This window comes from Kribbella sp. NBC_00359 (assembly GCF_036097425.1).
GTDB lineage: Bacteria > Actinomycetota > Actinomycetes > Propionibacteriales > Kribbellaceae > Kribbella.
Map to the genome: position 1 here is coordinate 8,316,049 of NZ_CP107975.1, position 24,521 is coordinate 8,340,569.

Annotated in this window: 24 protein-coding genes; 14 read left to right on the forward strand and 10 right to left on the reverse strand. The window is 68.8% G+C overall.

Annotation, left to right across the window (positions count from 1 at the left end; all coding sequences use genetic code 11):
- Window positions 1-61: 61 nt before the first annotated feature.
- The 13 genes from OG876_RS40260 to OG876_RS40320 all read left to right on the forward strand — a co-directional run bounded on the left by OG876_RS40260 (window position 62) and on the right by OG876_RS40320 (window position 12,754).
- Window positions 62-649 carry a DUF3043 domain-containing protein gene (locus OG876_RS40260; protein ID WP_328521991.1) on the forward strand — a complete coding sequence of 196 codons (588 nt, stop codon included), beginning with the start codon at window positions 62-64 and terminating at the stop codon, window positions 647-649.
- A gap of 22 nt (window positions 650-671) precedes the next feature.
- Complete coding sequence (locus tag OG876_RS40265; RefSeq protein ID WP_328521992.1) at window positions 672-1,682, forward strand: aldo/keto reductase family protein; 1,011 nt, start codon at window positions 672-674, stop codon at window positions 1,680-1,682.
- Complete coding sequence (locus tag OG876_RS40270; protein ID WP_328521993.1) at window positions 1,679-1,888, forward strand: hypothetical protein; 210 nt, start codon at window positions 1,679-1,681, stop codon at window positions 1,886-1,888. The genes OG876_RS40265 and OG876_RS40270 overlap by 4 nt, the downstream gene beginning before the upstream one ends.
- Before the next feature lie 205 nt (window positions 1,889-2,093).
- Window positions 2,094-2,801, forward strand: coding sequence for an SCO2322 family protein (locus OG876_RS40275; RefSeq protein ID WP_328521994.1), 708 nt, complete (start codon window positions 2,094-2,096; stop codon window positions 2,799-2,801).
- A complete protein-coding gene (locus OG876_RS40280; RefSeq protein WP_328521995.1) occupies window positions 2,802-3,890 on the forward strand; it encodes an energy-coupling factor transporter transmembrane component T in 1,089 nt (362 codons plus the stop codon). It begins immediately after the preceding gene.
- On the forward strand, window positions 3,887-5,497 hold the full coding sequence (locus OG876_RS40285) for an ABC transporter ATP-binding protein (RefSeq protein WP_328521996.1): 1,611 nt from the start codon (window positions 3,887-3,889) through the stop codon (window positions 5,495-5,497). Before OG876_RS40280 ends, OG876_RS40285 begins: the two co-directional genes overlap by 4 nt.
- Window positions 5,494-6,339, forward strand: a complete 846-nt coding sequence (locus tag OG876_RS40290; protein WP_328521997.1) for an ECF transporter S component — start codon at window positions 5,494-5,496, stop codon at window positions 6,337-6,339. The genes OG876_RS40285 and OG876_RS40290 overlap by 4 nt, the downstream gene beginning before the upstream one ends.
- Window positions 6,332-6,862: a bifunctional adenosylcobinamide kinase/adenosylcobinamide-phosphate guanylyltransferase gene (locus OG876_RS40295; protein WP_328521998.1), complete on the forward strand. Its 531-nt coding sequence runs from the start codon at window positions 6,332-6,334 to the stop codon at window positions 6,860-6,862. Before OG876_RS40290 ends, OG876_RS40295 begins: the two co-directional genes overlap by 8 nt.
- 164 nt (window positions 6,863-7,026) lie before the next feature.
- Complete coding sequence (locus OG876_RS40300) at window positions 7,027-7,815, forward strand: adenosylcobinamide-GDP ribazoletransferase (RefSeq protein ID WP_328521999.1); 789 nt, start codon at window positions 7,027-7,029, stop codon at window positions 7,813-7,815.
- A 207-nt stretch (window positions 7,816-8,022) separates the two neighbouring features.
- Window positions 8,023-9,213, forward strand: coding sequence for an ROK family transcriptional regulator (locus OG876_RS40305; protein WP_328522000.1), 1,191 nt, complete (start codon window positions 8,023-8,025; stop codon window positions 9,211-9,213).
- 171 nt (window positions 9,214-9,384) lie between these two features.
- Complete coding sequence (locus OG876_RS40310; RefSeq protein WP_328522001.1) at window positions 9,385-10,461, forward strand: substrate-binding domain-containing protein; 1,077 nt, start codon at window positions 9,385-9,387, stop codon at window positions 10,459-10,461.
- A 149-nt stretch (window positions 10,462-10,610) separates the two neighbouring features.
- Window positions 10,611-11,426, forward strand: a complete 816-nt coding sequence (locus OG876_RS40315) for an ATP-binding cassette domain-containing protein (RefSeq protein WP_328522002.1) — start codon at window positions 10,611-10,613, stop codon at window positions 11,424-11,426.
- The gene (locus OG876_RS40320) at window positions 11,423-12,754 is read left to right on the forward strand and encodes a sugar ABC transporter permease (RefSeq protein ID WP_328522003.1); all 1,332 of its coding nucleotides are present in this window, start codon (window positions 11,423-11,425) and stop codon (window positions 12,752-12,754) included. The genes OG876_RS40315 and OG876_RS40320 overlap by 4 nt, the downstream gene beginning before the upstream one ends.
- 216 nt (window positions 12,755-12,970) lie before the next feature.
- Here the strand turns inward: OG876_RS40320 and OG876_RS40325 are convergent, their stop codons facing one another.
- The 6 genes from OG876_RS40325 to gcvT all read right to left on the reverse strand — a co-directional run bounded on the left by OG876_RS40325 (window position 12,971) and on the right by gcvT (window position 20,705).
- Entirely contained in the window at window positions 12,971-14,038 is a 1,068-nt protein-coding gene (locus tag OG876_RS40325) for an ABC transporter ATP-binding protein (protein WP_328522004.1), read from the reverse strand.
- A gap of 18 nt (window positions 14,039-14,056) precedes the next feature.
- On the reverse strand, window positions 14,057-15,184 hold the full coding sequence (locus OG876_RS40330) for an ABC transporter ATP-binding protein (protein ID WP_328522005.1): 1,128 nt from the start codon (window positions 15,182-15,184) through the stop codon (window positions 14,057-14,059).
- Window positions 15,185-15,216: 32 nt separating this feature from the next.
- The gene (locus OG876_RS40335) at window positions 15,217-16,209 is read right to left on the reverse strand and encodes an ABC transporter permease (protein ID WP_328522006.1); all 993 of its coding nucleotides are present in this window, start codon (window positions 16,207-16,209) and stop codon (window positions 15,217-15,219) included.
- A gap of 109 nt (window positions 16,210-16,318) precedes the next feature.
- Entirely contained in the window at window positions 16,319-18,076 is a 1,758-nt protein-coding gene (locus OG876_RS40340) for an ABC transporter substrate-binding protein (protein WP_328522007.1), read from the reverse strand.
- Between the two features lie 41 nt (window positions 18,077-18,117).
- Window positions 18,118-19,125: an ABC transporter permease gene (locus OG876_RS40345; protein ID WP_328522008.1), complete on the reverse strand. Its 1,008-nt coding sequence runs from the start codon at window positions 19,123-19,125 to the stop codon at window positions 18,118-18,120.
- A gap of 473 nt (window positions 19,126-19,598) precedes the next feature.
- On the reverse strand, window positions 19,599-20,705 hold the full coding sequence (gcvT, locus tag OG876_RS40350) for a glycine cleavage system aminomethyltransferase GcvT (RefSeq protein WP_328522009.1): 1,107 nt from the start codon (window positions 20,703-20,705) through the stop codon (window positions 19,599-19,601).
- A 98-nt stretch (window positions 20,706-20,803) separates the two neighbouring features.
- Between gcvT and OG876_RS40355 the strand changes: the two genes are divergently transcribed.
- On the forward strand, window positions 20,804-22,300 hold the full coding sequence (locus tag OG876_RS40355; protein WP_328522010.1) for a leucyl aminopeptidase: 1,497 nt from the start codon (window positions 20,804-20,806) through the stop codon (window positions 22,298-22,300).
- On the opposite strand, the gene OG876_RS40360 is transcribed toward OG876_RS40355, so the two are convergent.
- From OG876_RS40360 to OG876_RS40375, 4 genes are all read right to left on the reverse strand, one after another.
- Window positions 22,289-22,618 (reverse strand): cupin domain-containing protein, encoded by a 330-nt coding sequence (locus OG876_RS40360; RefSeq protein ID WP_328522011.1) that lies wholly within the window; start codon window positions 22,616-22,618, stop codon window positions 22,289-22,291. The two genes, OG876_RS40355 and OG876_RS40360, sit on opposite strands and share 12 nt — an antisense overlap.
- A 1-nt stretch (window position 22,619) precedes the next feature.
- The gene (locus OG876_RS40365; RefSeq protein ID WP_328522012.1) at window positions 22,620-23,297 is read right to left on the reverse strand and encodes a DUF2848 domain-containing protein; all 678 of its coding nucleotides are present in this window, start codon (window positions 23,295-23,297) and stop codon (window positions 22,620-22,622) included.
- Window positions 23,298-23,388: 91 nt separating this feature from the next.
- A complete protein-coding gene (locus OG876_RS40370) occupies window positions 23,389-24,027 on the reverse strand; it encodes a GntR family transcriptional regulator (protein WP_328522013.1) in 639 nt (212 codons plus the stop codon).
- 149 nt (window positions 24,028-24,176) lie between these two features.
- Complete coding sequence (locus tag OG876_RS40375; protein WP_328522014.1) at window positions 24,177-24,494, reverse strand: hypothetical protein; 318 nt, start codon at window positions 24,492-24,494, stop codon at window positions 24,177-24,179.
- Between the last annotated feature and the right edge of the window lie 27 nt (window positions 24,495-24,521).

A 24,521-nucleotide genomic window follows, 5' to 3' on the forward strand; every position in this document is an offset into this window, starting at 1 on the left:
GTGCCTAGGTCCGGGGACCACCCCGAGTCGCGACCTGCCCTGCGAATGAGGTTCAGACCCCGTGTTCCGTCGTACCAAGTCTGAGACAGCTACCACCGTACCCGCCGAGCCCCAGGGCAAGCCGGGAGGGAAGGGACGCCCGACCCCGACCCGCAAGGAGGCGGAGGCGGCCCGTAAGCAGGCGCTGAAGAAGCCGCGCAACCGCAAGGAGGCGTCGGCGTACCGGCGGGAGAAGGTCCGCACCGAGCGAGCCAAGATGCAGGACGCCATGCGCACCGGCGACGACCGGTACCTGCCGGCCGCCGACAAGGGCCCGGTCCGGCGGTTCGCCCGGGACTATGTGGACGCCCGCTACTCGGTGATGGAGTTCGCGCTGCCGGTCCTGCTGGTGGTGTCGCTGGTCGGCGTGGTGTTCTCGGCGCAGTTCCCGTGGCTGGCCGGCGTGGTCAACCTGCTCTTCCTGGTGATGATCGTGCTGATCGCGGCGGACTGGTTCCTGCTCTCGGCCGGGCTGCGGAAGGCGGTCACGGTGAAGTTCCCGAAGGAGTCCACCAAGGGCCTGGGGTTCTACGCGGTCCGGCGGACCATGCAGATGCGCCGCTGGCGGATGCCCAAGCCGATGGTCAAGCGCGGCGAGAAGCCCAGCTGACCGGGCCGGTAGGGTCAGGGGTATGGACTTCCGCTATCTCGGCAACAGTGGTTTGAAGATCAGCGAGATCTCGTACGGGAACTGGCTCACGCACGGGTCCCAGGTGGAGAACGATCAGGCCAAGGCCTGTGTGCGGGCGGCCCTGGAGGCCGGCATCACGACGTTCGACACCGCCGACACCTACGCCAACACCAAGGCCGAGTCGGTCCTCGGCGAGGCGCTGGAGGGTGAGCGGCGCGAGTCGCTGGAGATCTTCACCAAGGTCTACTGGCCGACCGGCCCCGGCGGACCGAACGACACCGGCCTGTCCCGCAAGCACATCCACGAGTCGATCAACGCCTCGCTGAAGCACCTCAAGACCGAGTACGTCGACCTCTACCAGGCGCACCGGTACGACACCGAGACGCCGCTGGAGGAGACGATGGAGGCGTTCGCCGACGTCGTCCGGGCCGGCAAGGCGCTCTACATCGGCGTGTCCGAGTGGACCGCGGAGCAACTCCAGGAGGGCCACCGGCTGGCCCGGGAGCTGCGCATCCCGTTCGTCTCGAACCAGCCGCAGTACAGCATGCTCTGGCGGGTGATCGAGGCCGAGGTGGTGCCGGCCTCGGAGGAGCTCGGCATCGGCCAGGTGGTGTTCTCGCCGATCGCGCAGGGTGTCCTCACCGGCAAGTACCTGCCGGGTCAGCAGCCGCCGGAGGGCTCCCGGGCCACCGACGCGGCCGGGTCGAACTTCATCAAGCGGTTCCTCACCGACGACGTGCTCACCCGGGTCCAGGACCTGAAGCCGGTCGCCGACGAGGCCGGTCTGTCGCTGTCCCAGCTGGCGATCGCCTGGGTGCTGCAGAACCAGAACGTGTCCTCGGCGATCATCGGCGCCTCCCGGCCCGAGCAGGTCACCGAGAACGTGAAGGCGTCCGGGGTGAGGCTCGAGGAGAGCCTGCTGAAGCGGATCGACGAGACGCTGGGCGGCATCGTCGAGCGTGACCCGGCCAAGACCGCGCAGAACGCGCCGCAGACCCGGCCCGGCTCGTGAGCTGGAGCTGGCGGTTCGAGACCGCTTCCGGCGCCCTGGTCGACCCCGGTGAGGTCGGTGGGGCCGAGTTCTCCGCACAGGGTGACGCGGAGAGCTGGCTGGGTGAGCTCTGGCGGGACCTGGCCGACCGCGGTGTCGGCCAGGTGTACCTGCTGGAGGACGGCCGGGAGGTCTACGGCCCGATGAGTCTGGCCGCGCCAGAGTAGGCTTCGGTCCGAACACGCCTGCGTCACAGGGAAGCCGGTCCGAGTCCGGCGCTGACCCGCAACCGTAGGCCACCTCAGGTGGCGAGCCGGAACACTGTGCCGCAGGCAGGCTCAGCTACCCGCCGTGGTCCGCGGGTGGGGCCCCTACCCTGCCGGTGCAGGCGGGACTTCCTCCACCGGGCCACGGCCCGATCGAGGACATGTGATGACTGCACACCGGACCGTACGACTGGTCCTCGCCCTGCTGGCGGGTCTCCTGCTGGCGGGGACCGTCGCCACCACCGCACAGGCCGAGGACGGCTATCGCTTCTGGGGCTACTACCAGTGGGCCTCCGGCCAATGGGCCTTCTCGCAGAAGGGCTCCGACGCCGTCGTCCCGGCCGACGGGGCGGTGGAGGGCTGGCGGTTCGCCGTCGGCGGCGCGAAGCCCCGGGTGCCGCGCGCAGCGGGCGATTTCGAGGCGATCTGCGGCAAGACGCCGGCCGAGACCGGCAAGAAGCGGGTGGCCCTGGTGGTCGACCCGGGTACGCCGGAGGACGCGGCCAGCGGTGAGACCCCGGGTCCGGCCACCGGCACCTGCGTGGTGACCGACCCGAAGGCGACCGGCGCGAAGATCCTGGCCGCGGTCGCGCCGGTCCGGATCGAGAAGGGCCTGACCTGCGGGATCGCGGGCTACCCGGCCAAGGGCTGCGGCGACCCGGTGAAGAACATCCAGGTCCCGGCCACCGACACCCCGGTGACGCTGCAGATCGGCGCCGCGGTCGGTGCCGCACCCGTGGCGTCCCCCTCGCCGGTCGCATCCTCCTCGGACAGCGACGGCGCTCCGTGGGGCGGGATCATCATCGCCGCCGTGGTTGTCGTCGTCCTGGCCGGTGGTGGTCTGCTCCTCAGTCGCCGCCGTACAGCCAAGTAAGTGCGTGCTGTCGATCGCCTGACGTTCCCCCGGGCACTCCACCCGGGGGCCTGGTGGCTGTGGGCGCTCGGCATGGCCGTGGCCGCCAGCCGCACGCGGAATCCGGTGCTGCTGGTGCTGATCCTCGCAGTGACCGGATTCGTAGTGGCCGCCCGCCGGACCGATGCTCCCTGGGCGCACAGCTACGCCGCGTTCCTCAAGCTCGGTCTGGTGGTCATCGGCCTCCGGGTGGTGTTGCAGGCGCTGCTGTCCACCCGCTCGCAGGGGAACACCGTCCTGTTCACCCTGCCGCAGGTCCCCTTGCCTGACTGGGCAAACGGGGTGAAGCTCGGCGGTGAGGTCACCCTGGAGGCGTTGCTCACCGCGCTGTACGACGGTGGTCAGCTCGCCGTCATGCTGTGCTGCGTCGGTGCCGCCAACGCACTGGCCAGTCCCCGGCGGCTGCTCAAGTCGTTGCCCGGGGCCCTCTACGAGATGGGTGTGGCCTGTGTGGTGGCGCTGACCTTCGCACCGCAGCTGGTGACGGACGCCCGTCGCATCCGCGCCGCCCGCCGTCTGCGCGGCCGCACCCGCGGCTCCTTCCGTACGACGGCCATGCCCGTGCTGGAAGGTGCTTTGGACAGGTCGGTCGAACTCGCCGCCGCGATGGACTCGCGCGGCTACGGACGTACGGCGCACGTCCCGCCGGCGCAGCGTCGTCTCACCGCTGTCTGCGTCCTGCTGGGGTTGCTGGGCATCCTGCTCGGCGTCTACGCGTTGCTGACCGACTCCATGGCGTTTCCGCTCGCGGCGTCCGCGCTGGCGATCGGACTGCTGCTGGCGCTCGGAGCCATGGCAGTTGGGCGTCAGCGGGTCACTCGGACTCGATACCGGCCGGATCCGTGGGCGCTGCCCGAGTGGCTGGTCGTGGCGTCCGGTGCGATCGCTGCCGGGACTATGGTCACCGCTGCGGCACGTGGTGTCCCCGGACTGCTGCTGGCTGGCCCGTTGGTCGTTCCACCCGTTCCGCTGGTGCCCGTTGTCGGCGTACTGATCGGACTGGCTCCAGCGGTGGTCGCGCCTCCACAGGTCAGGCGGGCGGTCGCATGATCGAGTTCGACCGGGTGACAGTGACGTACGACGGGGCCGCGGAGCCGGCGCTGCGGGACGTGAGCTTCACCGTGCCCGAAGGCGAGCTGGCGCTGGTGATCGGGCGGACCGGATCCGGCAAGTCCACGTTGCTGCGGGCAATCAACGGACTGGTGCCGCACTTCACCGGCGGGACGTTGGCCGGGCGGGTCCTCGTCAACGGACGGGACACCAGCGAGTACCGGCCGCGCGACCTGGCCGACGTGGTCGGCATGGTCGGGCAGGACCCGATGGCCGGGTTCGTGACCGACACGGTCGAGGACGAACTCGCTTACAGCATGGAGTCGCTCGGGGTCGCGCCGGACGTGATGCGCCGACGGGTTGAGGAGACTCTGGATCTGCTGGGGCTGGCCGATGTGCGGGATCGGGCGTTGACGGCGCTGTCGGGCGGACAGCGGCAGCGGACCGCTATCGGTGCCGCACTGACCTCCCACCCGGCTGTGCTCGTGCTGGACGAGCCAACGTCCGCACTGGACCCGCAGGCGGCCGAGGAAGTGCTGGCCGCGCTGCAGCGACTCGTGCACGACCTGAGTGTCACTGTGATCATGGCTGAGCATCGGCTCGAGCGCGTGATCCAGTACGCCGACCGGGTGATCGAAGTACCAGGTGGTGCAGCCGCTGTGTCCACTGGGCTGCCGGCGGAGCGGATGGTGACCGCTCCGGTCGCACCGCCTGTGGTGGAGCTGGGGCGTCTGGCCGGCTGGTCGCCACTCCCCCTGTCTGTCCGCGACGCCCGGCGGGCCGCCGTCGCGTTGCGCGGCCGTCTGGACTCCATCGTGCCGCAGAGGTCGGCGGCTGCCCCAGGTGCCGAGCTCGCCCGCTGCACTGACCTGGTGGTTGGCTACGGCAACGTCATGGCTCTGCGGGGCGTGTCACTGAGTATTAAGGCCGGTGAAATCGTCGCACTGATGGGCCGCAACGGCGCCGGCAAATCCACACTGCTCAACGCCCTGGTGGGGATCCTGCCGGCGCGATCCGGTACGGCGGCAGCGGCCGGCGCGGACCCGCGTCGTACCAAGCCTTCCGAGCTGGTCAAGGCGGTCGGACTGGTCCCGCAGGAGCCTGCCGACCTGCTGTACGCCGCCACGGTCGCCGAGGAGTGTGCGGGTGCCGACTCCGACTTCGGTGTGCCGGCGGGTAGTTGCCGTGCGCTACTGAATCGGCTCGCTCCGGATATCGACCAGGCGATGCATCCGCGGGACCTGTCCGAGGGACAACGGCTCTGTCTGGCGCTGGCCGTCGTACTGTGTGGTGCTCCGCCGCTCCTGCTGCTCGACGAGCCGACGCGGGGTCTGGACTACGGCTCCAAGCGTCGGCTGGTGGCGATCCTGCGCGAGCTGGCTGCTGCCGGGCATGCGGTCGTGCTGTCGACGCATGACGTCGAGATGGTGGCTGAGGTCGCTACCCGGGTGCTGGTGCTCGCCGAGGGCGAGTTGGTCAGCGATGGCGATACAGCCGAGGTCATGGCGGGGTCTCCGTCGTTCGCTCCGCAGGTGGCGAAGATTCTTGCCCCGTTGCCGTTCCTGACCGTCGGAGAAGTCGCTACCGCATTGGAGCGGGCGTCATGAGCACGACCCGGCTCAAGCTACGCGGCCGTTCGCTTCGCCTGGTGCGGCTCAAACCGCGGAGCACGACCATGCTCGTGGTTGCGTCTCTGGTCGGGCTGCTGGCGTTCGCCTGGCCGCTGTTCCTCCACACCGATCAGGGCGGTGCGTCCGCGATCGGACACACCACGGACGCGCCCTGGCTGTTCGTCCTGCTGCTGCCGCTGCTGGTGGCCGTCGTACTCGCGGAGCTGTCCGAGGCGGGGATCGACGCGAAGGTGATCTCGCTGCTCGGCATGCTGGCGGCCGTCGGTACGGCGTTGCGAGCACTCGGTCCGGGGACTGCCGGGCTGGAGCCTGGGTTCTTCCTGCTCGTGCTCGCGGGGCGGGCGTTCGGGGCCGGGTTCGGGTTCGTGCTGGGGGCGGTGTCACTGCTCGGCGGGGCGCTGATCACTGGTGGGGTCGGGCCGTGGATGCCGTTCCAGATGTTCGCCTGTGCGTGGGTCGGGTGCCTGGCGGGGCTGCTGCCTCGAGTGGGCGGGCGGTTGGAGTTGTTGATGCTGGCGGCGTACTCGCTGGTGTCCGGTGTGATGTACGGCGTGGTGATGAACCTGTGGTTCTGGCCGTACGCGACCTTCGGCAGCGACTTCTCGTTCGTACCGGGTGACGCGCTGACCGAGAATCTGCATCGGTACCTGCTGTTCGTGGTCGCGACGTCGCTGGCGTGGGACATTCCGCGCGGGGTGCTGTCCGCCGTCCTGGTGCTGCTGCTCGGCCGGCCGGTCCTCACGGCCTTCCGCCGGACCGCACGCAAGGCTGCCTTCGACACGCCTGTCGTCTTCGAGCCCGGGAGAACAGATGTCTGATCAACGCACGCTGATCCTCGGCGGCGCCCGCTCCGGCAAGTCGATCGCGGCCGAGCGCCGGCTCGCGTCGGAGCCGGAGGTGTTGTACGTCGCGACCGGCGGGGACGACTCCGGTGACGCGGAATGGGCCGAGCGGGTCGCCAAGCATCAGGCCCGCCGGCCGGCCACTTGGGGGTTGGCGGAGACGATCGATCTGGTCCCGTTGCTCGATGTCCCCGGACCACCGCTGCTGATCGACTGCCTGACGCTGTGGCTGTCACGCACGATGGACGCGCTGGACATCTGGTCCGACCTGAGCCGCGCCGGGCTGGTCGAGGAACGCATCGCCGAACTGGCGGACGCCTGGTCCCGGACCCCGCGGCTGGTGGTTGCTGTCAGCAACGACATCGGCTCCGGCGTGGTCCCGGCCGACCCCGGCACCCGCCTCTTCCGCGACCTGATGGGCCGCCTGAACACCACCATCTCCCTAGCCTCCGACCAAGTCCTCTGGACGATCGCCGGCCGAACCCTCCCCCTGACATGACTCCTCCCTCCCAACCACCCCCCGACCAGTCACCCCGCCAGCCGCCACCGGAGCCGCCGACTGGCCCGCCGCCGAGTGGCCCGCCGAGTGGACCGCCGCCGACTGGGGCGACTGGCGGCGCGGCTGACGGTGCCGGTCGGCGGGATGGCGGGTGGGGTGACGGGTTGCGGCTGGCGGTGGGGATGCTGAGCTTGCTGCCGGCCGGGATGCCCTCGCGCGTCGATCGGGTGGTCGGCGGTCGGGCGATGGTGCTAGCGCCGGTCGTGGGGGTGCTGCTCGGGGGAATCGCGGCTGGTGTGGTGGCTTTGGCTCAGCTGGTGCAGCCGGATGCGGATCTGCTGGCCGGAGTGCTCGGCGTACTGGTGGTGGCCGGGCTGTCCGGGGCGTTGCATCTGGACGGGCTGGCGGACTTCGCGGATGCACTCGGCAGCCGGCGGGATCGCGAGACCATGCTCCGGATCATGAAGCAGAGCGACATCGGGCCCTTCGGCGTCGTGGCCATCGTCGGGGTGCTCCTGGTCGACGTGGCGGCGCTCACCGCCTGCATCCAGGCCGGCTTCGGCTGGCAGTCGATCCTGATCGCCACCGTCGCCAGTCGCCTGACACTCCCCTGGTCCTGCCGTACGTCGGTCCCCGCGGCTCGCCCCGACGGCCTGGGCGCCATGGTCGCGGCCACAGTCCGCCCCATCACGGCCGCTCTCACCACAGTCGTCGTACTGGCCGCCGCTCTGCTCCTGGCGTGGCTCAGCGCCCCGCTCGCCCCGGACCGGATTGCCGACCACGTACTCCTGCTCGCCGGCACCGCGGCCGCCGTCCTGCTCGCCGTCGCCACCAGCTTCGTCACCACCGGCCGCGCCCGGACCGCTCTCGGCGGCACCACCGGCGACGTCCTCGGCGCCACCCTCGAGCTGGCCCTCCCCATCACCCTCCTGACTCTCGCCCTGACCGCTTGAAGCACCCCGAGCCGACCGTCCGAAGTTGACCAACCAGCCCGCTCGGCGACCACGCCGTGTGACTCCTCCACCATCGCGGCGGCGGGGTGCATTACTGTCACCGATGGACGGTGAAGTGGGGTAGTGACGGCGAGGGCGAATGATGATGTTGGTGGTTCACGACCGGTATGCGGCGGCTTACGCCCCGCGATCCGTTATCTTTATGTAATGAACGCAACCCGCCCGGCGCCGGGATCGCAGGCTTCGCTGCGCGAAGCCAACCGTGCGCGCGTTCTCGGAGTCGTCCGCCAGCACGGCCCGCTGACCCAGGTCGAGATCGCCGCCGCGTCCGGCCTGTCCGCCGCCACCGTGTCGAACATGGTCCGCGAACTCGACCAGGCCGGCATGGTCGGCCTGTCCCGCAGCATCCGCAACGGCCGCCGCGCCGTCCTGGTCTCGCTGGCCTCCGGCGGCGGCCTGCTCGCCGGCGTCGCGTTCGGCGAGCGCGACGTCCGCGTCGCGATCGCGAACGAGTCCGGCGAGATCCTCGCCCAGCAACTGATGCCGTTGCAGGCCGACCATGTCGCCGACGACGGGATGGAACGCGCCGCCCGGCTGCTCGCCGACCTCGCCGAGACCGTCAGCTCGGGCGTCGAGGACATCGCCGGGATCGGCTTCGGCCTGCCCGCCCCGGTCGACTCGGTCAGCGGCGAGGCCGGCTCCGACGCGGTCCTGCCCGGCTGGCGCGGCGTCAACGTCGCCGAGGCGATGGCCGGCTATCTCCGCGCCCCGGTCGCGCTCGACAACACCGCCAACCTTGCCGCGCTCGGCGAACTGCGCAACGGCGCGCTCCGCGGCGTCCAGCACGGCTGCTACCTGAAGTTCTCGTACGGCGTCGGCGCGGGGATCGTGCTGGGTGGCGAGGTGTTCCGCGGCTCGGCCGGTACGGCGGGCGAGATCGGGCACGTCACGATCGACGAGAACGGGCCGATCTGCCGGTGCGGCAACCGCGGCTGCCTGGACACGTTCGTCGGCTCCCGGGCGCTGATCAACAGCCTCGCGGCGTCACACGGCCCGCTCCGGCTCAAGGACATCGTCACCCGCGCGCTGGCCGGTGACCTCGGCTGCCGCCGCGTGATCGAGGATGCCGGGCGCCGGGTCGGCGTCGCGGTGGCCGGCCTGGTGAACCTGCTCAACCCCGAGGTCATCGTCGTCGGCGGCCTGATGGCCGAAGCCGGCGACCTGGTCCTGGACCCGCTCCGCGAGGCCCTCGACCGCTGCGCGATCCCCAGTGCCGCCGCCACCGTCGAGCTCCGCCGGGCCGAGCTCGGCGATGACGCCGACATCGTCGGCGCCATCCACCTGGCCTCGGTCCTGAGCCACACCCAGGCCACGAAATCACTCAGCACCACCTCCTGAGCACCCCCACAGCACGACTTCGGCGGACGCCGTACGCCGAAGTCGCTGCGTCATCGTCCGTCATGTAACGCCAATATGTCTATTTCTTGAATTCAAGTCTTGACGACAAGGCCCGCGGACGCTTGACTTCGGGGCAGGCCTACTCGGGCCTTCACGTCAAGGAGCCGCCATATGTCCGTGTCAGCATCCCGTCTCGTCGGCCTCGGCATCGCCGTCTCGGCCCTGGCCGTCTCATTGGTGGCCTGCGGCTCGGACAACGGCGACTCCGGCAGTTCGGGCGGCGCGAAGAAGATCGCCCTGCTGCTGCCCGAGTCGAAGACGACCCGCTACGAAGCGCTCGACCGGCCGCTGTTCACCGAGGCGCTCAAGGCGGCCTGTGCGGACTGCGAGCTGATCTACAGCAACGCCGACCAGGACGCGGCGAAGCAGCAACAGCAGGCCGAGGCGGCCCTGACCCAGGGCGCGAACGTACTCGTCCTCGACCCGGTCGACGGCAAGGCCGCCGCCGCGGTTGTCGCCTCCGCCAAGAGCCAGAACGTCCCGGTGATCGCGTACGACCGGTTCATCGACGGCGCCAACTACTACGTCTCGTTCGAGAACGAGGCGGTCGGCAAGCTGCAGGCGCAGACCCTGGTCGACACGCTGAAGGCGGCCGGCAAGACGTCCGGAAACCTCGCCATGATCAACGGCGCCCCGACCGACCCGAACGCGGCCGACTTCAAGAAGGGCGCGCACAGCGTGCTCGACTCCAGCGGCTTCAAGGTCGCGGCCGAGTTCGACACCCCGGACTGGAGCCCGGACAAGGCCCAGGCCTGGATGGAGGGCCAGCTCAGCGCGATCAAGAACGGCCTGGTCGGGGTGTACGCCGCCAACGACGGGACCGCGGGTGGCGCGATCGCGGCGCTGAAGGGTGGTGGCGTGACGCCGCTGCCGCCGGTCACCGGGCAGGACTCGGAGCTGGCCGCGATTCAGCGGATCGTCGCCGGCGACCAGGCGATGACGATCTACAAGGCCGTCAAGCCGCAGGCCGAGGCCGCCGCGAAGGGCGCGGTCGCGCTGGCGAAGGGCGACAAGCCCGAGTCCACCACCGAGAAGAGCGGCATCCCGTCGACGATCCTCGACCCGGTCGCCGTGACCAAGGCCAACATCAAGGACACCGTGGTGAAGGACGGCATCTACAAGGTCAGCGACATCTGCACCACGTCGTTCGCCGCCGCCTGCACCGCTGCCGGCCTGAGCAGCAACTGACCGCCCCTTCGGTGTTGCCCCGCAGTGAGGTGCGGGGCAACACCGGGTCGGTCCACCAAGCCCTGGCCGGATCTGTTGCCGCGTCGCCCTGTCCCACGGGGCGGATCGCCGCGATCATGGCCTGAAGCGAAGCCCAGGAGGCTGATCGAGTGACTGTTACCCCGACATCCCTCGACGTCGGTACCGGCACGGTGCTGACGCTGCGAGGGATTTCCAAGCGTTTCGGCGCGGTACAGGCCCTGAAGAACATCGAGCTGGACGTCCGGGCCGGTGAGGTCCTCGCGCTGGTCGGCGACAACGGCGCCGGGAAGTCGACGCTGGTGAAGACGATCGCCGGGGTCTACACCGCCGACGACGGGACCATGGTGTTCGACGGCCAGGAGGTGCGGGTCAGCAGTCCGGCCGAGGCACAGCAGCTCGGCATCGCGACGGTGTTCCAGGACCTGGCGCTCTGCGACAACCTGGACGTGGTCGCCAACCTCTACCTCGGCCGCGAGCTCCGCAAGGGCAGCCTGCTCGACGAGGTCGAGATGGAGCGCTCGTCCTGGGAGCTGCTCCGCCAGCTGTCCGCGAAGATCCCGTCGGTCCGGATCCCGGTCGCCAGCCTGTCCGGCGGCCAGCGGCAGACCGTCGCGATCGCGCGCAGCCTGCTCGGCCAGCCCAAGGTCGTGATGCTGGACGAACCGACCGCGGCCCTCGGCGTGGCCCAGACCGCCGAGGTGCTCAACCTGGTCGAACGGCTGCGCGAACGCGGCCTGGCCGTGATCCTGATCAGCCACAACATGGCCGACGTGATGGCGGTCGCCGACCGGGTCGCCGTCCTCCGCCTCGGCCGCAACAACGGCGTCTTCATGGTCACCGACACCAAGACGCAGGACATCATCGCGGCCATCACCGGCGCGACCGACAACGCGGTCTCCGAGCGCGCCGCGCGCCGGAGCCGGGAGGAGGGCTCCGCATCATGAGCCTGCGAGGACCGGCCCGCCCCCAGGACGACACCCCATCGACAACGAGGTCAGGTACGACGGCCGCCCCCGATCCGGCCGTGGACGCCAACGGCGCCGACCAGCTGCCGGCCGATCTCCAGGACGAGCGGCTGATCGCCAGCCATGGCATCCGCGGCGCCGTCTCGGCCTTCACCGCACGGCTGCGCTCGGGTGACCTCGGCTCGGTGCCGGTGGCAGCCGGCCTGATCATCATCTGGGTGGTCTTCCAGATCGCCAACAGCTCCTTCCTGTCCAGCCGCAACCTGGTCAACCTGACCCTGCAGACCAGCTGGGTCGGAGTGATTGCCCTCGGCATCGTTCTGGTCCTGCTGCTCGGCGAGATCGACTTGTCCGTCGGCTCGGTCAGCGGTCTGTCCGCCAGCGTGCTCGCAGTCACTTTCGTCAACGAGAGCTGGCCACTGGTGCTGTCGCTGGTGGTCAGCGTCGCCCTCGGGCTGGTGATCGGGTTGTTCTACGGCGCGCTCTACACGCGCTTCGGCGTACCGAGTTTCGTCATCACTCTGGCTGGTCTGCTCGGTTTCCTCGGTCTCCAACTCCTGGTGCTCGGTAAGGAAGGCACGCTGAACCTGCCGTTCGATTCCGCGCTGGTCAGGTTCGCCACCCGCAGCTTCCTCTCCCCCGCGCTGTCCTACGGACTGATCGTGGTGGTTGTCGGGCTGTACGTGCTGACCCGGCTGCGCGGCCGAGGCGCCCGCATCGCCGCCGGGTTGTCGGCGGCACCGCCCTCGATGATCGCGATCAAGGCCGGCGCGCTCGCCGTCGCGCTGTTCGTGCCGGTCCTGATCCTGAACGGCAACCGTGGGGTGTCGTCGATGTTCCTGCTGTTCATGGGAATGGTCGTCGCCACGGATCTCGCGGTCCGACGGACCCGTTGGGGCCGCTCGGTCGTCGCGGTCGGTGGCAACGTGGAGGCCGCCCGTCGGGCCGGTATCAACGTGCGGATGATCTACCTGTCCGTGTTCGCGGCCTGTTCGACGTTCGCCGCGGTCGGCGGTATCCTCGCGGCCGCCAGACTGGGAGCGGTGAGCCAGAGCAGCGGTGGCACCGACACCAACCTGAACGCGATCGCCGCCGCTGTGATCGGTGGCACCAGCCTGTTCGGTGGCCGTGGTTCGGCGTACTCCGCTCTCCTCGGTGCCTTCGTGATCATGTCGATCTCCAACGGCCTCGCGCTGCTGAGCCTCGACTCGAGCATTCGCTACATGGTCACCGCCGGCGTCCTGCTGATCGCCGTCACGATCGACTCCCTCAGCCGCCGCAGCCGCCAGGCCCACGGCCGGGCATAAGAAAGAGCCGGTGGGCTCCCTCCTGCCCCTGACCAGGCGGGAGCCCACCGTTCCACCCACACCGGACGGGCGAACCAGGCCGGGATGCGTACATGTTCCTGTCACGGCGGCGCTCACGATCATCGCCGTACCGGTGCTGGCGTCGGTGCCTTGCGGCACGGCGAACAGCGCGCATGAGAAAGGCCCCCGCCACCTGGCGGGGGCCGATCAGCTTTCTCAGGCGGTGGCGGCGGTCAGGTCGACCTTCGGCTCCGCGAAGTGGCAGGCGGCCGTGTGGCCGGTGCCGGACTGCGGCTTGATCTCCAGCAACGGCTCCTGGGTGGCGCAGATGTCCTCCGCCTTCCAGCAGCGGGTCCGGAACCGGCAGCCGCTCGGCGGGTCGATCGGCGAGGGTACGTCGCCGACCAGCCGGATCCGCTCCTTCGGCGGGACACCACGAATGGTGCCCAGGTCCGGAGCAGCCGACAGCAGCGCCTGCGTGTACGGGTGCTGCGGTGCGTTGTAGATCTGGTCCCGCTGACCCTGCTCGACGATCTTGCCCAGGTACATCACCGCGACCCGGTCACAGAAGTGCCGGACCACGCCGAGGTCGTGGGCGATGAACACGAACGCGATGCCGAGGTCGTGGCGCAGGTCCTCCAGCAGGTTCATCACCTGGGCCTGGATGGACACGTCGAGTGCGGACACCGGCTCGTCGGCGATGATCACCTCGGGCTCCACCGCGAGCGCCCGGGCGATGCCGATGCGCTGGCGCTGACCGCCGGAGAACTCGTTCGGGTAGCGGTTGTGGTGCTCGGGGTTCAGGCCGACCCGCTCCAGCAACTCCTGGACCCGCTCGACCTCCTTGCCCCGCTTCACCAGGTTGTGCACGCGCAGCGGCGTACTGATGATGTTGCTGACCGTCTGCCGCGGGTTCAGCGAGCTGTAGGGGTCCTGGAAGACGATCTGCAGCTGCCGGCGGAACGGGCGAAGGTCCTTCTCCTTCAGCTGCGCGATGTCGGTGCCCTTGAACAGGATCTGCCCCGAGGTCGGGGTCAGCAGCCGGGTGATCATCCGGCCGGTGGTCGACTTGCCACAGCCGGACTCGCCGACCAGACCCAGGCTGCCGCTCGCCTCCAGCGTGAAGCTCACGCCGTCGACGGCCTGGACGACCTTCTTCGTCCGGGACAGACCCGCCGCTTCCTTGATCGGGAAGTGCATCTTCAGGTCCCGGATCTCCAGCAGCGGGGTCCCCGCATCCCCCGACGCCGGAACGCTGTCGACCTTGCGTACGTTGTCGCTCATCTCTCTCCTCAGCCCCTGTCAGCTCAGTCTCGGCAGGACCTCGGCCGTATAGATCGCGGCCTTGTCGTGCAGGTGACAACGGGACGTGTGGGCTCCGGCGCCGTCGACCGGCATCAGCTCCGGCAGTTCGGTCGTGCAGCGCTCGCCCTTCACCCGGTCCACGTACGGACAGCGCGGGTTGAAGGAGCAACCGCTCGGCAGGGCCAGCAGGCTCGGCGGCAGACCCTTGATCGGGCGCAGCCGCTCGGTCGCCGCCGACACCGTCGGGATCGACTCGAGCAGACCCCACGTGTACGGCATCCGCGGGTTCGCCAGCACGTCCTCGGCGGTGCCGTACTCGACGCAGCGGCCGCCGTACATGACCAGCACGTCGTCGGCCATCTCGGCCACCACGCCCAGGTCGTGCGTGATCATCACGATCGCGGAGCCGAACTCCTTCTGCAGGTTGTTCAGCAGGTCCAGGATCTGCGCCTGCACGGTCACGTCCAGCGCGGTGGTCGGCTCGTCGGCGATCACCAGCTTCGGGTCGTTGACCAGGCTCATCGCGATCATCGCACGCTGCCGCATACCGCCGGAGAACTCGTGCGGGTACTGCCCGAACCGGCGGGCCGGGTTCGGGATGCCGACCAGGTCGAGCATCTCCAGGGCCCGCTTCTTGGCCGCGTCCTTGGACACCTTGTGGTGCACCTGGTACGCCTCGACGATCTGGGCGCCGACCGTGTACAGCGGGTGCAGCGAGGACTGCGGGTCCTGGAACACCATCGCCACCGCGTCACCGCGGACCTTCATCAGCTCGCTCTCCGGCAACCCGATGATCTCGTCACCACCGATCCGGATCGACCCGGTGATCTGGGTGCGCTTGCGGTCGTGCAGGCCCATCACGGCCATGCTGGACACCGACTTGCCGGACCCGGACTCGCCGACGATCGCCAGCGTCCGGCCCAGCGGGACCGAATAACTCAACCCGTTCACCGCGCTGACCACGCCGTCCGCGGTCGGGAACTTCACCGTCAGATCCTCGACCACCAGATACGGCGTCTCACCGCTCGGGTTGATCGCACCTTGACGCTTCTCACGGGTCGCGATCGAAGGACCACGCTTCGCGGCGGCCGCTGTCTCCGGCTGGCCGGCTGCACTCTCGACCATGGTGTCCTTCCGGTCTTCTGGGGCGGGTGTGGTCACGAAAGCCTCACCCGCGGGTCGATCACGCTGTACACGATATCGACAACCAGGTTGGCCGCGACCAGGAAGACCGAGGCGACCAGGACGGTCCCCATGATCACTGGCAGGTCGTAGTTGTTCAGGCTCTCCAGCACCAGGTTGCCGAGGCCTGGCAGGTCGAAGATGCGCTCGGTGAAGATCGCGCCGGCGAGCATGGCGGCGACATCCAGGCCGAAGATCGTGATGACGGGGATGAGTCCGGCGCGGAGAGCGTGCTTGTAGGTGACCTTCCGGTCCGACAGGCCCTTGGCCCGCGCCGTCCGGATGAAGTCCTCGTTGAGCGTCTCGACCATCGAGCCTCGCGAGTACCGCACGTACTGCGTGGTGTTGACCAGGCCGAGCACCAGCCAGGGCGTCAGCAACCCGACGAACCACTGGGCGGGATTCTCGAAGAATGGCGTCCAGCTACCACGCGGTAGCACCGCGTAGAAGATGGTGAGGTACAGGGCGACCATCAGCGCGACGATGTAGTACGGGATCGAGCTGATCACCAGCGACGTGGTCACCAACCCCCGGTCGCCGGTCGTCCCTCTTCGTTTGGCCGCCATCGAACCTATCGCGACGCCGACCGGCAGCATGATGAGCGCAGCCCCGGCGACCAGCGAGACCGTCACCGGTACGCGCTGAGCCAGCATCTGCAGGACGGGACGGTCGTTCTTGAAGGAGAAGCCGAGGCACGGTGCGGGGCACTCGCGCTCGACGCCGGCCGTCGTGTAGGTCCGGCCGACCACGATGCCCTTCATGTAGTCGGCGAACTGGGTCACCTTCGGCTTGTCCAGGTTCAGGTTCTTCTTGATCTCCAGGTACCGCTCCTGAGGACAGTTGCGCTGACCGCAGATCGCGCCCGCGGGGTCGGTGGGCGCGACGAAGAACAGCGCGAACGTCGCGACGAGGGTGACGAGCACGACGGAGATGGCGCTCACGATGCGACGCGCCAGGAAGTGCAACACGGGATTCTCCTCACCGATCGCTGGCGGTGGCCGGACCGGGAAAACCGGTCCGGCCACCTACCCTGCGATCAGAACGGACGCCTCACGGCTGTCCGGTCACTGGTACCGATCAGGGCTGCTTCAGGAACAGCGAGGTGAATTCGGGCATGCCCTGTGTCGGGTCGTTGATCGCGTTGCCGATGTTGGTACCGACCAGGAACGCCGACCGCGACTGGTACACCGGAAGAGCCGGCAGGAAGTCCTGCATGATCTTCTTGTCCAGGTTGATCCAGGCCTTGGACTTCAAGGCCTCGTTCGGGTCCATGTTCGAGACCTTGTCGATCTCCGCGTCCAGCGCCTTGTCCTCGAGCTGGCCGACGCTGTTGCCCAGGGCGATCGCGTCGGAACGGAACAGCACCGGGGCCCAGGAGGAACCGCTCGGCCAGTCGGAGCACCAACCGGTCGGAGACTTCAGCATGTTCACCGGAGCGTTCTGGTCACCGGTGACGGTGCGGATCTGGGCCTTCGGCACGCCGATCGCCTTGACCTTGAATCCGGCCGCCTCGAGCTTCTGCTGGCGGACCTGGCTGCGCTGCGTCGCGATCTTGTCGTCGTTGGAGTAGTACCACGACAGCTCGAACCCGACAGCGTTCGCGTCGGTCAGCATCTGCTTGGCCTTGACCGGGTCACCGTCGCCCTTGCCGTTCAGGCCCGGGATCTCGTAGTTCTCCCAGCCCGGAACCGACGGCGACATGTACGTCGAGGTGGCCGGCTCGGCCAGCGACGTCCAGCCCGCGACCTTCCGCTCGGTGTCGTACGGGTACGCGGCCGCAATGGCCTTGCGGACCGGCAGCGGGATCTTCCGGGTGTCCATCGGGACCATCCGGTTGCACGGAGTGTCGCCCTGGATGAGCTGGGACTTGTTCTGGTCGGTCAGCTCAGGTACCAGCGTCGAGTCGATGTTGCTGTAGGTCAGCGCACTCGCATCCGGGCCGGAGCTGGCCAGGATCTGCCGCTGGATCTTCAGGGTGTCCAGGCCGAACTTGAAGTCGTAGCCGTCCAGGTACTGGTGGCGCACCGCGTCGGTGGCCGGGTCCCAGTTCGGGTTCTTGACCAGCTTGAGCTCGGTGCCCGGGTTGTACGAGTCGACCATGTACGGACCGGTCGACAGCGGCTTCTGCTCGTAGTTCTGCTTGGTGTCCTTCGCCTTCGGGATCGGCGTGAACATGGTGAACGCCGCGAAGAACGGCATGTCCGGGAACGGCTTGGCCAGGTGAATGACCAGCGTCGTGTCGTCCGGCGTCTCGACACCGGCGTACACGTCACCGTTCGGGCCGTACGGGCCCTTGTACTTGTCGCCGTCCTTGAAGAACTGGATCTGGTACGCCGGTCCCGCGTCGTACAGATCGTGCGCGAAGGACCGCTTGATCGAGTACGCGTAGTCCTCGGCCTTGACCGGCGTGCCGTCGGAGTACTTGATCCCCGGCTTCAGCTTGAAGGTCCAGGTCAGCTTGTCGTCCGACACCTTGCCCAGGTCCTCGGCCAGGTCAGGCACCAGGACGGGCTTGTGGTCGGGGCCGTCGAGCCGGTACTGGGTCAGCGCCCGGAAGTACAGCTTCTCGATCTGGAAACCGTCGACGTAGTACGTGTTCGTCGGGTCGAAGGTGTCCGGCGTCACGTCGGACAGGATCGTCGCCGTACCGCCCTTCTTGAACCCGTCGACATCCGCGGCCGGGCCTTTCGCGCCTTCGTCAGTTACCTTCGTCTGCGTGCCGGCGGCCGGCCCGTTCGACTCGTTCGCCGTACCGCTGTTCGAGGACGGGCTGCCGCAGGCCACGGCGGCCAACATGACCGTCGCCGCGACTGCGGTGATCCGTTTCCACTGCATGGTCGGGTTTCTCCTTTTCTGCCGCTGGGGCAATCGCCGTACTACCGGCGAGTCTTGGGGTCGAAGGCGTCCCGGATCGCGTCGCCGAGGAGGGCGAGAGCGAGCACCAGGATGGTGATCGCCGCGACCGGAAGCCACAGGTACAACGGGTCGGCCTTGAACCAGTTCGTCGCGCTCGCGATCGTCTGGCCCCACGAAGGCCGGGGCTCGATCAGGCCGACGCCGAGGAAGGACAGCCCCGCTTCCGCGGTCACGTACGCCGGCAACGCGAGGGACGCCGAGATCACGATCGGGGCGACCAGGTTCGGCAGCAGTTCCTTGAACAGGATCCGCCGGGTCGACACGCCGATCGCCTTGGCGGCCAGGACGAACTCACGTTCTCGCAGTGACAGGACCTCGCCGCGGATGATGCGCGCCAGTCCGGCCCAGCCGAAGAACGACAGTACGAAGATCAGCACATAGAACCGGGTGCTGGCCTGTTCCTCCGGGGTCATGTTGAAGCTGCCACCGCGCCACGACTCGACGATCGGGACCATCGCGATGGCGAAGAGCAGGTACGGAAGGCTCAGCACGAAGTCGATGAACCAGGAGATGGTCCGGTCCACCCAGCCGCCGAGGAATCCGGCCAGCAGGCCCATCACGACACCGACCGTGGTGCCGAAGATGGTGGCCACGAACGCGACGATCAGCGACGGCCGGGCCCCGAAGACCCAGCGGGCGAAGTTGTCCCGGCCGGTCTTGGGCTCCACTCCGAACCAGTGATCGGGCGTGATGCCGATCGTCGGGAAGCCGAACTCGTCGACCAGCTCCGGGTGGAAGGTCTGGACGTCGCCGCCCTCGAGCCTGGCCAGCAGCGGCGCGAAGATCGCGATCAGTACGAAGAACAGCACGATGCACACGCAGATCACGGCGACCTTGTCCTTGCGGAGCCGGTCCATCGCGATCCGGGTCGGGGACTTGCCGTGCGCCATGGTTGCCGAACGAACCGGTTCCGCCGACGCCGGGTGATCCTCGATCCCTACGGTCGAGTCGGGTGACCCAATACTCATTCGCGCTCCGTCAGCTCTGTCAGCCGGAATTCTGTCCGTGGATCCGGCACATATCGGTGGATATCGTGCCGAAGCTTCGTTCTCTGGTGGGCTCTGGTCAAATCCCCTTGACACGCCGATCCGCCTCAACCGCGGGCAAGCCTGCCTGACACTGTGACACCAAGCCAGCGGTGCTCGGCACCAGTGCACAAATCGTTACCGGAACGGGTACTGGAACGGAACATTTGCCCCGATCCGTCACCCTTTGCGATCAATCCTTCGCAAAACGCGTCGGCACAGTCCAGCCAGCGACCATTTTGTGCCAGCTTTTGACAGTCTGTGACGAAATGCCACTCTTCGTGGAGCATTACCGAGTGTGATGAGGGTCAAGTCCCGGGAGCTCCGGTACTGCCCGATCCCATAGGTATACGCGCAGTAAAAGGCCCGAGCCAGGCTTCCGCCGGCTCGGGCCTCGGACCGGGGCGACCTGGGGTTCAGCCTTCGCGGACGTGGACGGTGACGAAGGGCGGCTTGACGACGTCGAACGGCTCCTGCCGGCCGCGGATGTCGACGGAGACCTGGTCGCCCTCTTTCACCGTCGCGTCGAGCAGTGCGAGCGCGATGCCCTTCTTCAGCGTCGGTGAGAAGGTGCCGGACGTGACCTCACCGAGTGCGGTTCCGGACTGGTCGAGAACGGTCATGTGCGGCCGCGGGATGCCACGGCCGGCCGCACGCAGGCCTCGCAGGATCCTGGCCGGCCCGCGCTCCTTCTCGGCCCGCAGCGCCTCGTCGCCCCAGAAGTGCTCCTTCTTCCAGCCCACGGCCCATCCGGACCGCGCCTGCACCGGCGTGATGTCCGGCGAGATGTCCTGACCGTGCAGCGGGTACCCCATCTCGGTCCGCAGCGTGTCCCGCGCACCCAGCCCGGCCGGGACGATGTCGTACGCCGCACCGGCCGCCAGCAACGCGTCGAACACACCGACCGCCGCCTCGTTCGGCACGACGAGCTCGTACCCGCGCTCGCCCGTGTAACCGGTCCGGCACACGACGACCGGCGTACCGGCGAAGTCGGCCGTCGCGAAGGACATGTAGTCGTGCCCGGTCGGCAGACCGATCGCGCCCACCACCTCGTCGCTGTTCGTCCCCTGCACCGCGAGGATCGCGTAGTCGTCGTGGGTGTTGGTCACCACGACGCCCTCGGGCGCCTCGGCCTGCAGCAACCGGACCACCTCGGCGGTGTTCGCCGCGTTCGGGATCAGGAACACGTCGTCGTCGGCGTGCAGGTAGGCGATCAGGTCGTCGACCACTCCCCCGCGCTCGTTGCAGCACAGCGTGTACTGCGCCTGGCCCGGAGCGATCTTGCCGAGGTCATTGGTCAGGCACGAGTTCACGTATGCGGCGGCACCCGGACCCTTGACGGTCGCCTTGCCCAGGTGACTCACGTCGAAGACGCCGACCGACGTACGGACCGCGGTGTGTTCGGCGACGACGCCGGAGTACTCCAGTGGCATCTCCCAGCCGCCGAACTCGGCGAACTTGGCGCCGAGTGCGACATGGCGCTCGTGCAGCGGCGACTTCTTCAGATCAGGCGACTCGGTCATGGAGGGGAAACTACCTGACGCGTAGCATGCGGAGGCAGCATGCACGTACCGTCACGGCCGGCCATCTGCCTCGCCGGTCAAGGAGGACTGAGGATTTCGTGACCACCATCACCCTGAGCAAGTCAGATGCCGCCGGCGTCAAGACCGACGCCGTAGTCATCGGCGTGGTCAAACTCGGCGGCGCCGTCACCCTGCCGGCCGGCACCGAGGCGCTGAACGCCGCGTACGGCGGGAAGCTGGTGGAGGTGCTGTCCGGCCTCGGCGCCACCGGCAAGGCCGGGGAGGTGACCAAGGTGCCCGGTGCGAAGCCAGGCAAGTCGGCGACCCTGATCGCGGTCGGCCTGGGCGAGGCGCCCGACGGTGCGCTGAAGACCGAGGACCTGCGCAAGGCGGCCGGCGCCGGTGTCCGGGCTGCGAAGACCTCGCAGTCGGTCGCGTTCGCGCTGCCGGCGCCGGATGCCGAGTGCGTCCGCGCGATCGCCGAGGGCGCGCTGCTCGGTCGCTACACGTTCACGGCGTACAAGTCCGCTGAGGGCACCACCGAGGCGCCCGGCAACCTCACCGTGCTGACCGACCTGGCCCGGAACAAGGACGCCAAGGCCGCGCTGGAGCGGGCCGAGGTGACCGCCGACGCGGTCGCCCAGGTGCGCGACTGGGTGAACACCCCGCCCTCGGACCTGAACCCGGTCGACTTCGCCGCCTCGGCTGTGAAGCTCGGCAAGGAGTACGGCGTCAAGGTCGAGGTGCTGGACGAGAAGGCGCTGGTCAAGGGCGGGTACGGCGGCATCCTCGGCGTCGGCCAGGGATCGGCCAACCCACCGCGGCTGATCCGGATCAGCTACACGCCGAAGAAGCCGGTCACCCATCTGGCCTTCGTCGGCAAGGGCATCACCTTCGACTCGGGTGGTCTCTCCTTGAAGACGTCCACCGGCATGGTGAGCATGAAGGCGGACATGGCCGGCGCCGCCGCGGTGCTCGGCGCGACCGTCGCGATCGCCCGGCTCGGGCTGCCGGTCCAGGTCACCACGTACGCCGCGATGGCCGAGAACATGCCGTCCGGATCCGCGGCGCGGCCGTCCGACGTCCTGACCATGTACGGCGGCAAGACCGTCGAGGTGCTGAACACCGACGCCGAGGGTCGGCTCGTGCTCGGCGACGCGCTGGTCCGCGCGTCCGAGGACCAGCCGGACCTGATCGTCGACGTGGCTACCCTGACCGGTGCCTGCGTCGTTGCCCTGGGCACCAAAGTGGCCGGCGCGTTCGCGAACACCGACACCGCCCGGGACCGGGTCGTGGACGCCGCGATCGCGGCCGGTGAGTCGATGTGGCCGCTGCCGATCCCGGCCGAGATGCTGGACAAGCTGAAGTCGCACTCGAAGGTCGCCGACCTGGCCAACATCACCGGCGAGCCGTGGGGCGGCGCACTGGCCGCGGCCGCGTTCCTCGGCGATTTCGTTGCCGACGGCATCGACTGGGTCCACCTGGACGTGGCCGGCCCCGCCTTCAACGAGGGCGGCGCGTCCGGCTACACCCCGGCCGGTGGCACGGGGTACGCCGTACGCACGCTGATCGAGCTGGCCGCGTCAGCGAGCTGAGTACCGGATCTCGAGCATCGTGCAGCCGTCGGTCGTGCGGTACGGACCGTGCGGCATCCCCGGCGGCCGGCAGGCGTAGTCGCCGGGGTGGAAGGTCTGCTCGAGGGTGAGATCGGTCAGCGAACCCTCGAGCAGGTAGACCTCTTCGACGTACTCGTGGCGGATCACCTCGGTGCCCGACGTCGTACCGGGAGCCCAGCGGGCCAGCCGGGTCAGAGTGCCGTCGGCGTCCTGGCTCAGCACTCGCTGGGTGATGCCGGCGCCTCCATCGGTCCACGCCACGCTGCTGGCGGGGAAGAACTCCTTCTCTTCCTTCATGTCAGTCCCAGGCCGGTGCGAGCTGCTCGACGGTGTACACGACGCGGCTGGTCAGCCCGCGCGGATCGGTCAGCTCCACGCGCCACGTGTCGGCGAACTGATCGACACCGGGGATCATCGGGATCGTGCCGCTGAGCAGCACGGTGCCCGGGACGACGCGGTCGCCGAGCTCCTTCAGCCAGTACGACGGCGGCAGCAGCTGGGCCAGCGTGCCGTCCTGGATCAGCTGCTCGGCGTCGCCGTGCTGGACCCATGCCTTCAAGGTGAACCGGTCGAGCTCGTCTTCGATCTCCGCAAGCGGCCAGGCGACGTCGCCCAGCAGGTCCGGTGCGGATTGCTTGCTCCAGGCAACGCCATGCACCTCGAGCGCCCGGTCGGTGTGGTCGCAGGCGGCCGTCAGCAGGACATCGTCCTCCCCGACCACCAGCGCCCACTCCGCCTCGCCCGAGGTCTTGGCGTGCGCCACCTGGACGACCTCGGGCCGCCCGACCAGCGACGCGGACAGCGGGTACAGCGTCGGGATTCGGCTCGGAGCCGGTACGCCGAGGTCGGCCAGTTCGTCCACGTGGTGCTGGACCTGCTCGGTGTCGCGACCGGCGTACCCGGCATTGAGGGCGTAGCGGACCGGGATCGTCCGCTCACGGCCGTCCGGCAGGGTGAACTGCAGGGCCTGGCTCATCGATTCCCTCCACCTTCTCGGCGTCGGCGCTTGCGTGAACACGTCGTATACAACGAGTATGGAGCATCTCCCCACGGAGGTCCAGTTGCGCTCAGCCCTGCATGAGAAGCGAGCCGGTGGTGCCGAGGTGGCTGAGGATCGCCTTCTCGGCTGCCGCCGGGTCGCCCGCCGCCAGACCGTCGACGATGGCCTGGTGCTCCGCGAGTACGTCCTGCCGGCGGGTGGCACTGCGCTGCAGGGCGACGACGCCCAGCAGCACGTGCTTGGCCCGCAGGTTGTCGTACAGCCGGCCGAGGACCGAGTTGCCGCCGGCCTCGACCAGCAGCGCGTGGAACTGGCTGTCCAGCTCGATGAACTCCTTCGCGTCGCCCCGCTCGACGATCGCTCGCTGCTGCTCGAGGACGGCGGACATGGCCTCGACCGGGGCGAGGTCGGCTCTGAGCGAGGTGGTCGCGGCCCAGCACTCGATGACACCGCGGGCCTGCATCAGCTCGGCGATCTCCCGGCCCGGCAGCGGCGCGACGAACGCACCGCGGTGCGGCACGAGCTGGACCAGGTCCTCGGCGGCGAGCATCAGCAAGGCCTCACGGACCGGCGTCCGCGAGACGCCGACCTCGGTCGCGACGACCTGCTCGTTGATGAACGTCCCCGAGACGGCCGGGTCGCTCAGTACGGTCCCCCGCAAGTATTGGTAGGCACGGTCACGGCCGGAGTCCCCACTCAATTGCATACTCAACGTATACAGCTTCGGAGGTTCTGAAAACAGTCGTGCGCGTGGCCGTCCGGCAGGCGAGTCGGACACCGTTGCTCCGGGCAAGGAGCTGGTGACGTTCAGGTGTCGCGACGGCCGGGCGCGTGTGCCCATCCTTCAGATCGCGTCTACGTGCGGCCGTTCTTCTTCATGCGGGCGTTGTACTCACGCATCCGCGGCGGGTACCCGACCACGGCCGCGTCGTACGACGGGATGCCGAGCCGGTTGGCGAAGTCGTGCGCCCACCGCACGGACGGGACCCGGCGCCGGGTCCACTCGCCGTCGATGGCTACCAGCAGCAAGGTGTACTCGGTCACCGCCGTCCGCGGCTCGACGAATCCCTCGACGCCCTGGCGGGTCTGGGCGAACTCCCGCAGGTGCGCCTGATCGGGGTTGTCCGACCGGCGCATCGTTCCGGCCTTCTGCCGGCGACCGAACCACTTCATGAAGTAAGTGTCCCCTATCCCGGCAAG

Bases quoted from the DNA above. Each gene is read 5' to 3' on its own strand.
- OG876_RS40345 (WP_328522008.1), bottom strand. From the start codon at position 19,125: ATGAGTATTGGGTCACCCGACTCGACCGTAGGGATCGAGGATCACCCG.
- OG876_RS40370 (WP_328522013.1), bottom strand. From the start codon at position 24,027: ATGCAATTGAGTGGGGACTCCGGCCGTGACCGTGCCTACCAATACTTG.
- OG876_RS40290 (WP_328521997.1), top strand. From the start codon at position 5,494: ATGAGCACGACCCGGCTCAAGCTACGCGGCCGTTCGCTTCGCCTGGTG.
- OG876_RS40375 (WP_328522014.1), bottom strand. From the start codon at position 24,494: ATGAAGTGGTTCGGTCGCCGGCAGAAGGCCGGAACGATGCGCCGGTCG.
- OG876_RS40305 (WP_328522000.1), top strand. From the start codon at position 8,023: ATGAACGCAACCCGCCCGGCGCCGGGATCGCAGGCTTCGCTGCGCGAA.
- OG876_RS40330 (WP_328522005.1), bottom strand. From the start codon at position 15,184: ATGGTCGAGAGTGCAGCCGGCCAGCCGGAGACAGCGGCCGCCGCGAAG.
- OG876_RS40285 (WP_328521996.1), top strand. From the start codon at position 3,887: ATGATCGAGTTCGACCGGGTGACAGTGACGTACGACGGGGCCGCGGAG.
- OG876_RS40365 (WP_328522012.1), bottom strand. From the start codon at position 23,297: ATGAGCCAGGCCCTGCAGTTCACCCTGCCGGACGGCCGTGAGCGGACG.
- OG876_RS40360 (WP_328522011.1), bottom strand. From the start codon at position 22,618: ATGAAGGAAGAGAAGGAGTTCTTCCCCGCCAGCAGCGTGGCGTGGACC.
- OG876_RS40310 (WP_328522001.1), top strand. From the start codon at position 9,385: ATGTCCGTGTCAGCATCCCGTCTCGTCGGCCTCGGCATCGCCGTCTCG.
- OG876_RS40340 (WP_328522007.1), bottom strand. From the start codon at position 18,076: ATGCAGTGGAAACGGATCACCGCAGTCGCGGCGACGGTCATGTTGGCC.
- OG876_RS40320 (WP_328522003.1), top strand. From the start codon at position 11,423: ATGAGCCTGCGAGGACCGGCCCGCCCCCAGGACGACACCCCATCGACA.
- OG876_RS40265 (WP_328521992.1), top strand. From the start codon at position 672: ATGGACTTCCGCTATCTCGGCAACAGTGGTTTGAAGATCAGCGAGATC.
- OG876_RS40325 (WP_328522004.1), bottom strand. From the start codon at position 14,038: ATGAGCGACAACGTACGCAAGGTCGACAGCGTTCCGGCGTCGGGGGAT.
- gcvT (WP_328522009.1), bottom strand. From the start codon at position 20,705: ATGACCGAGTCGCCTGATCTGAAGAAGTCGCCGCTGCACGAGCGCCAT.
- OG876_RS40275 (WP_328521994.1), top strand. From the start codon at position 2,094: ATGACTGCACACCGGACCGTACGACTGGTCCTCGCCCTGCTGGCGGGT.
- OG876_RS40295 (WP_328521998.1), top strand. From the start codon at position 6,332: ATGTCTGATCAACGCACGCTGATCCTCGGCGGCGCCCGCTCCGGCAAG.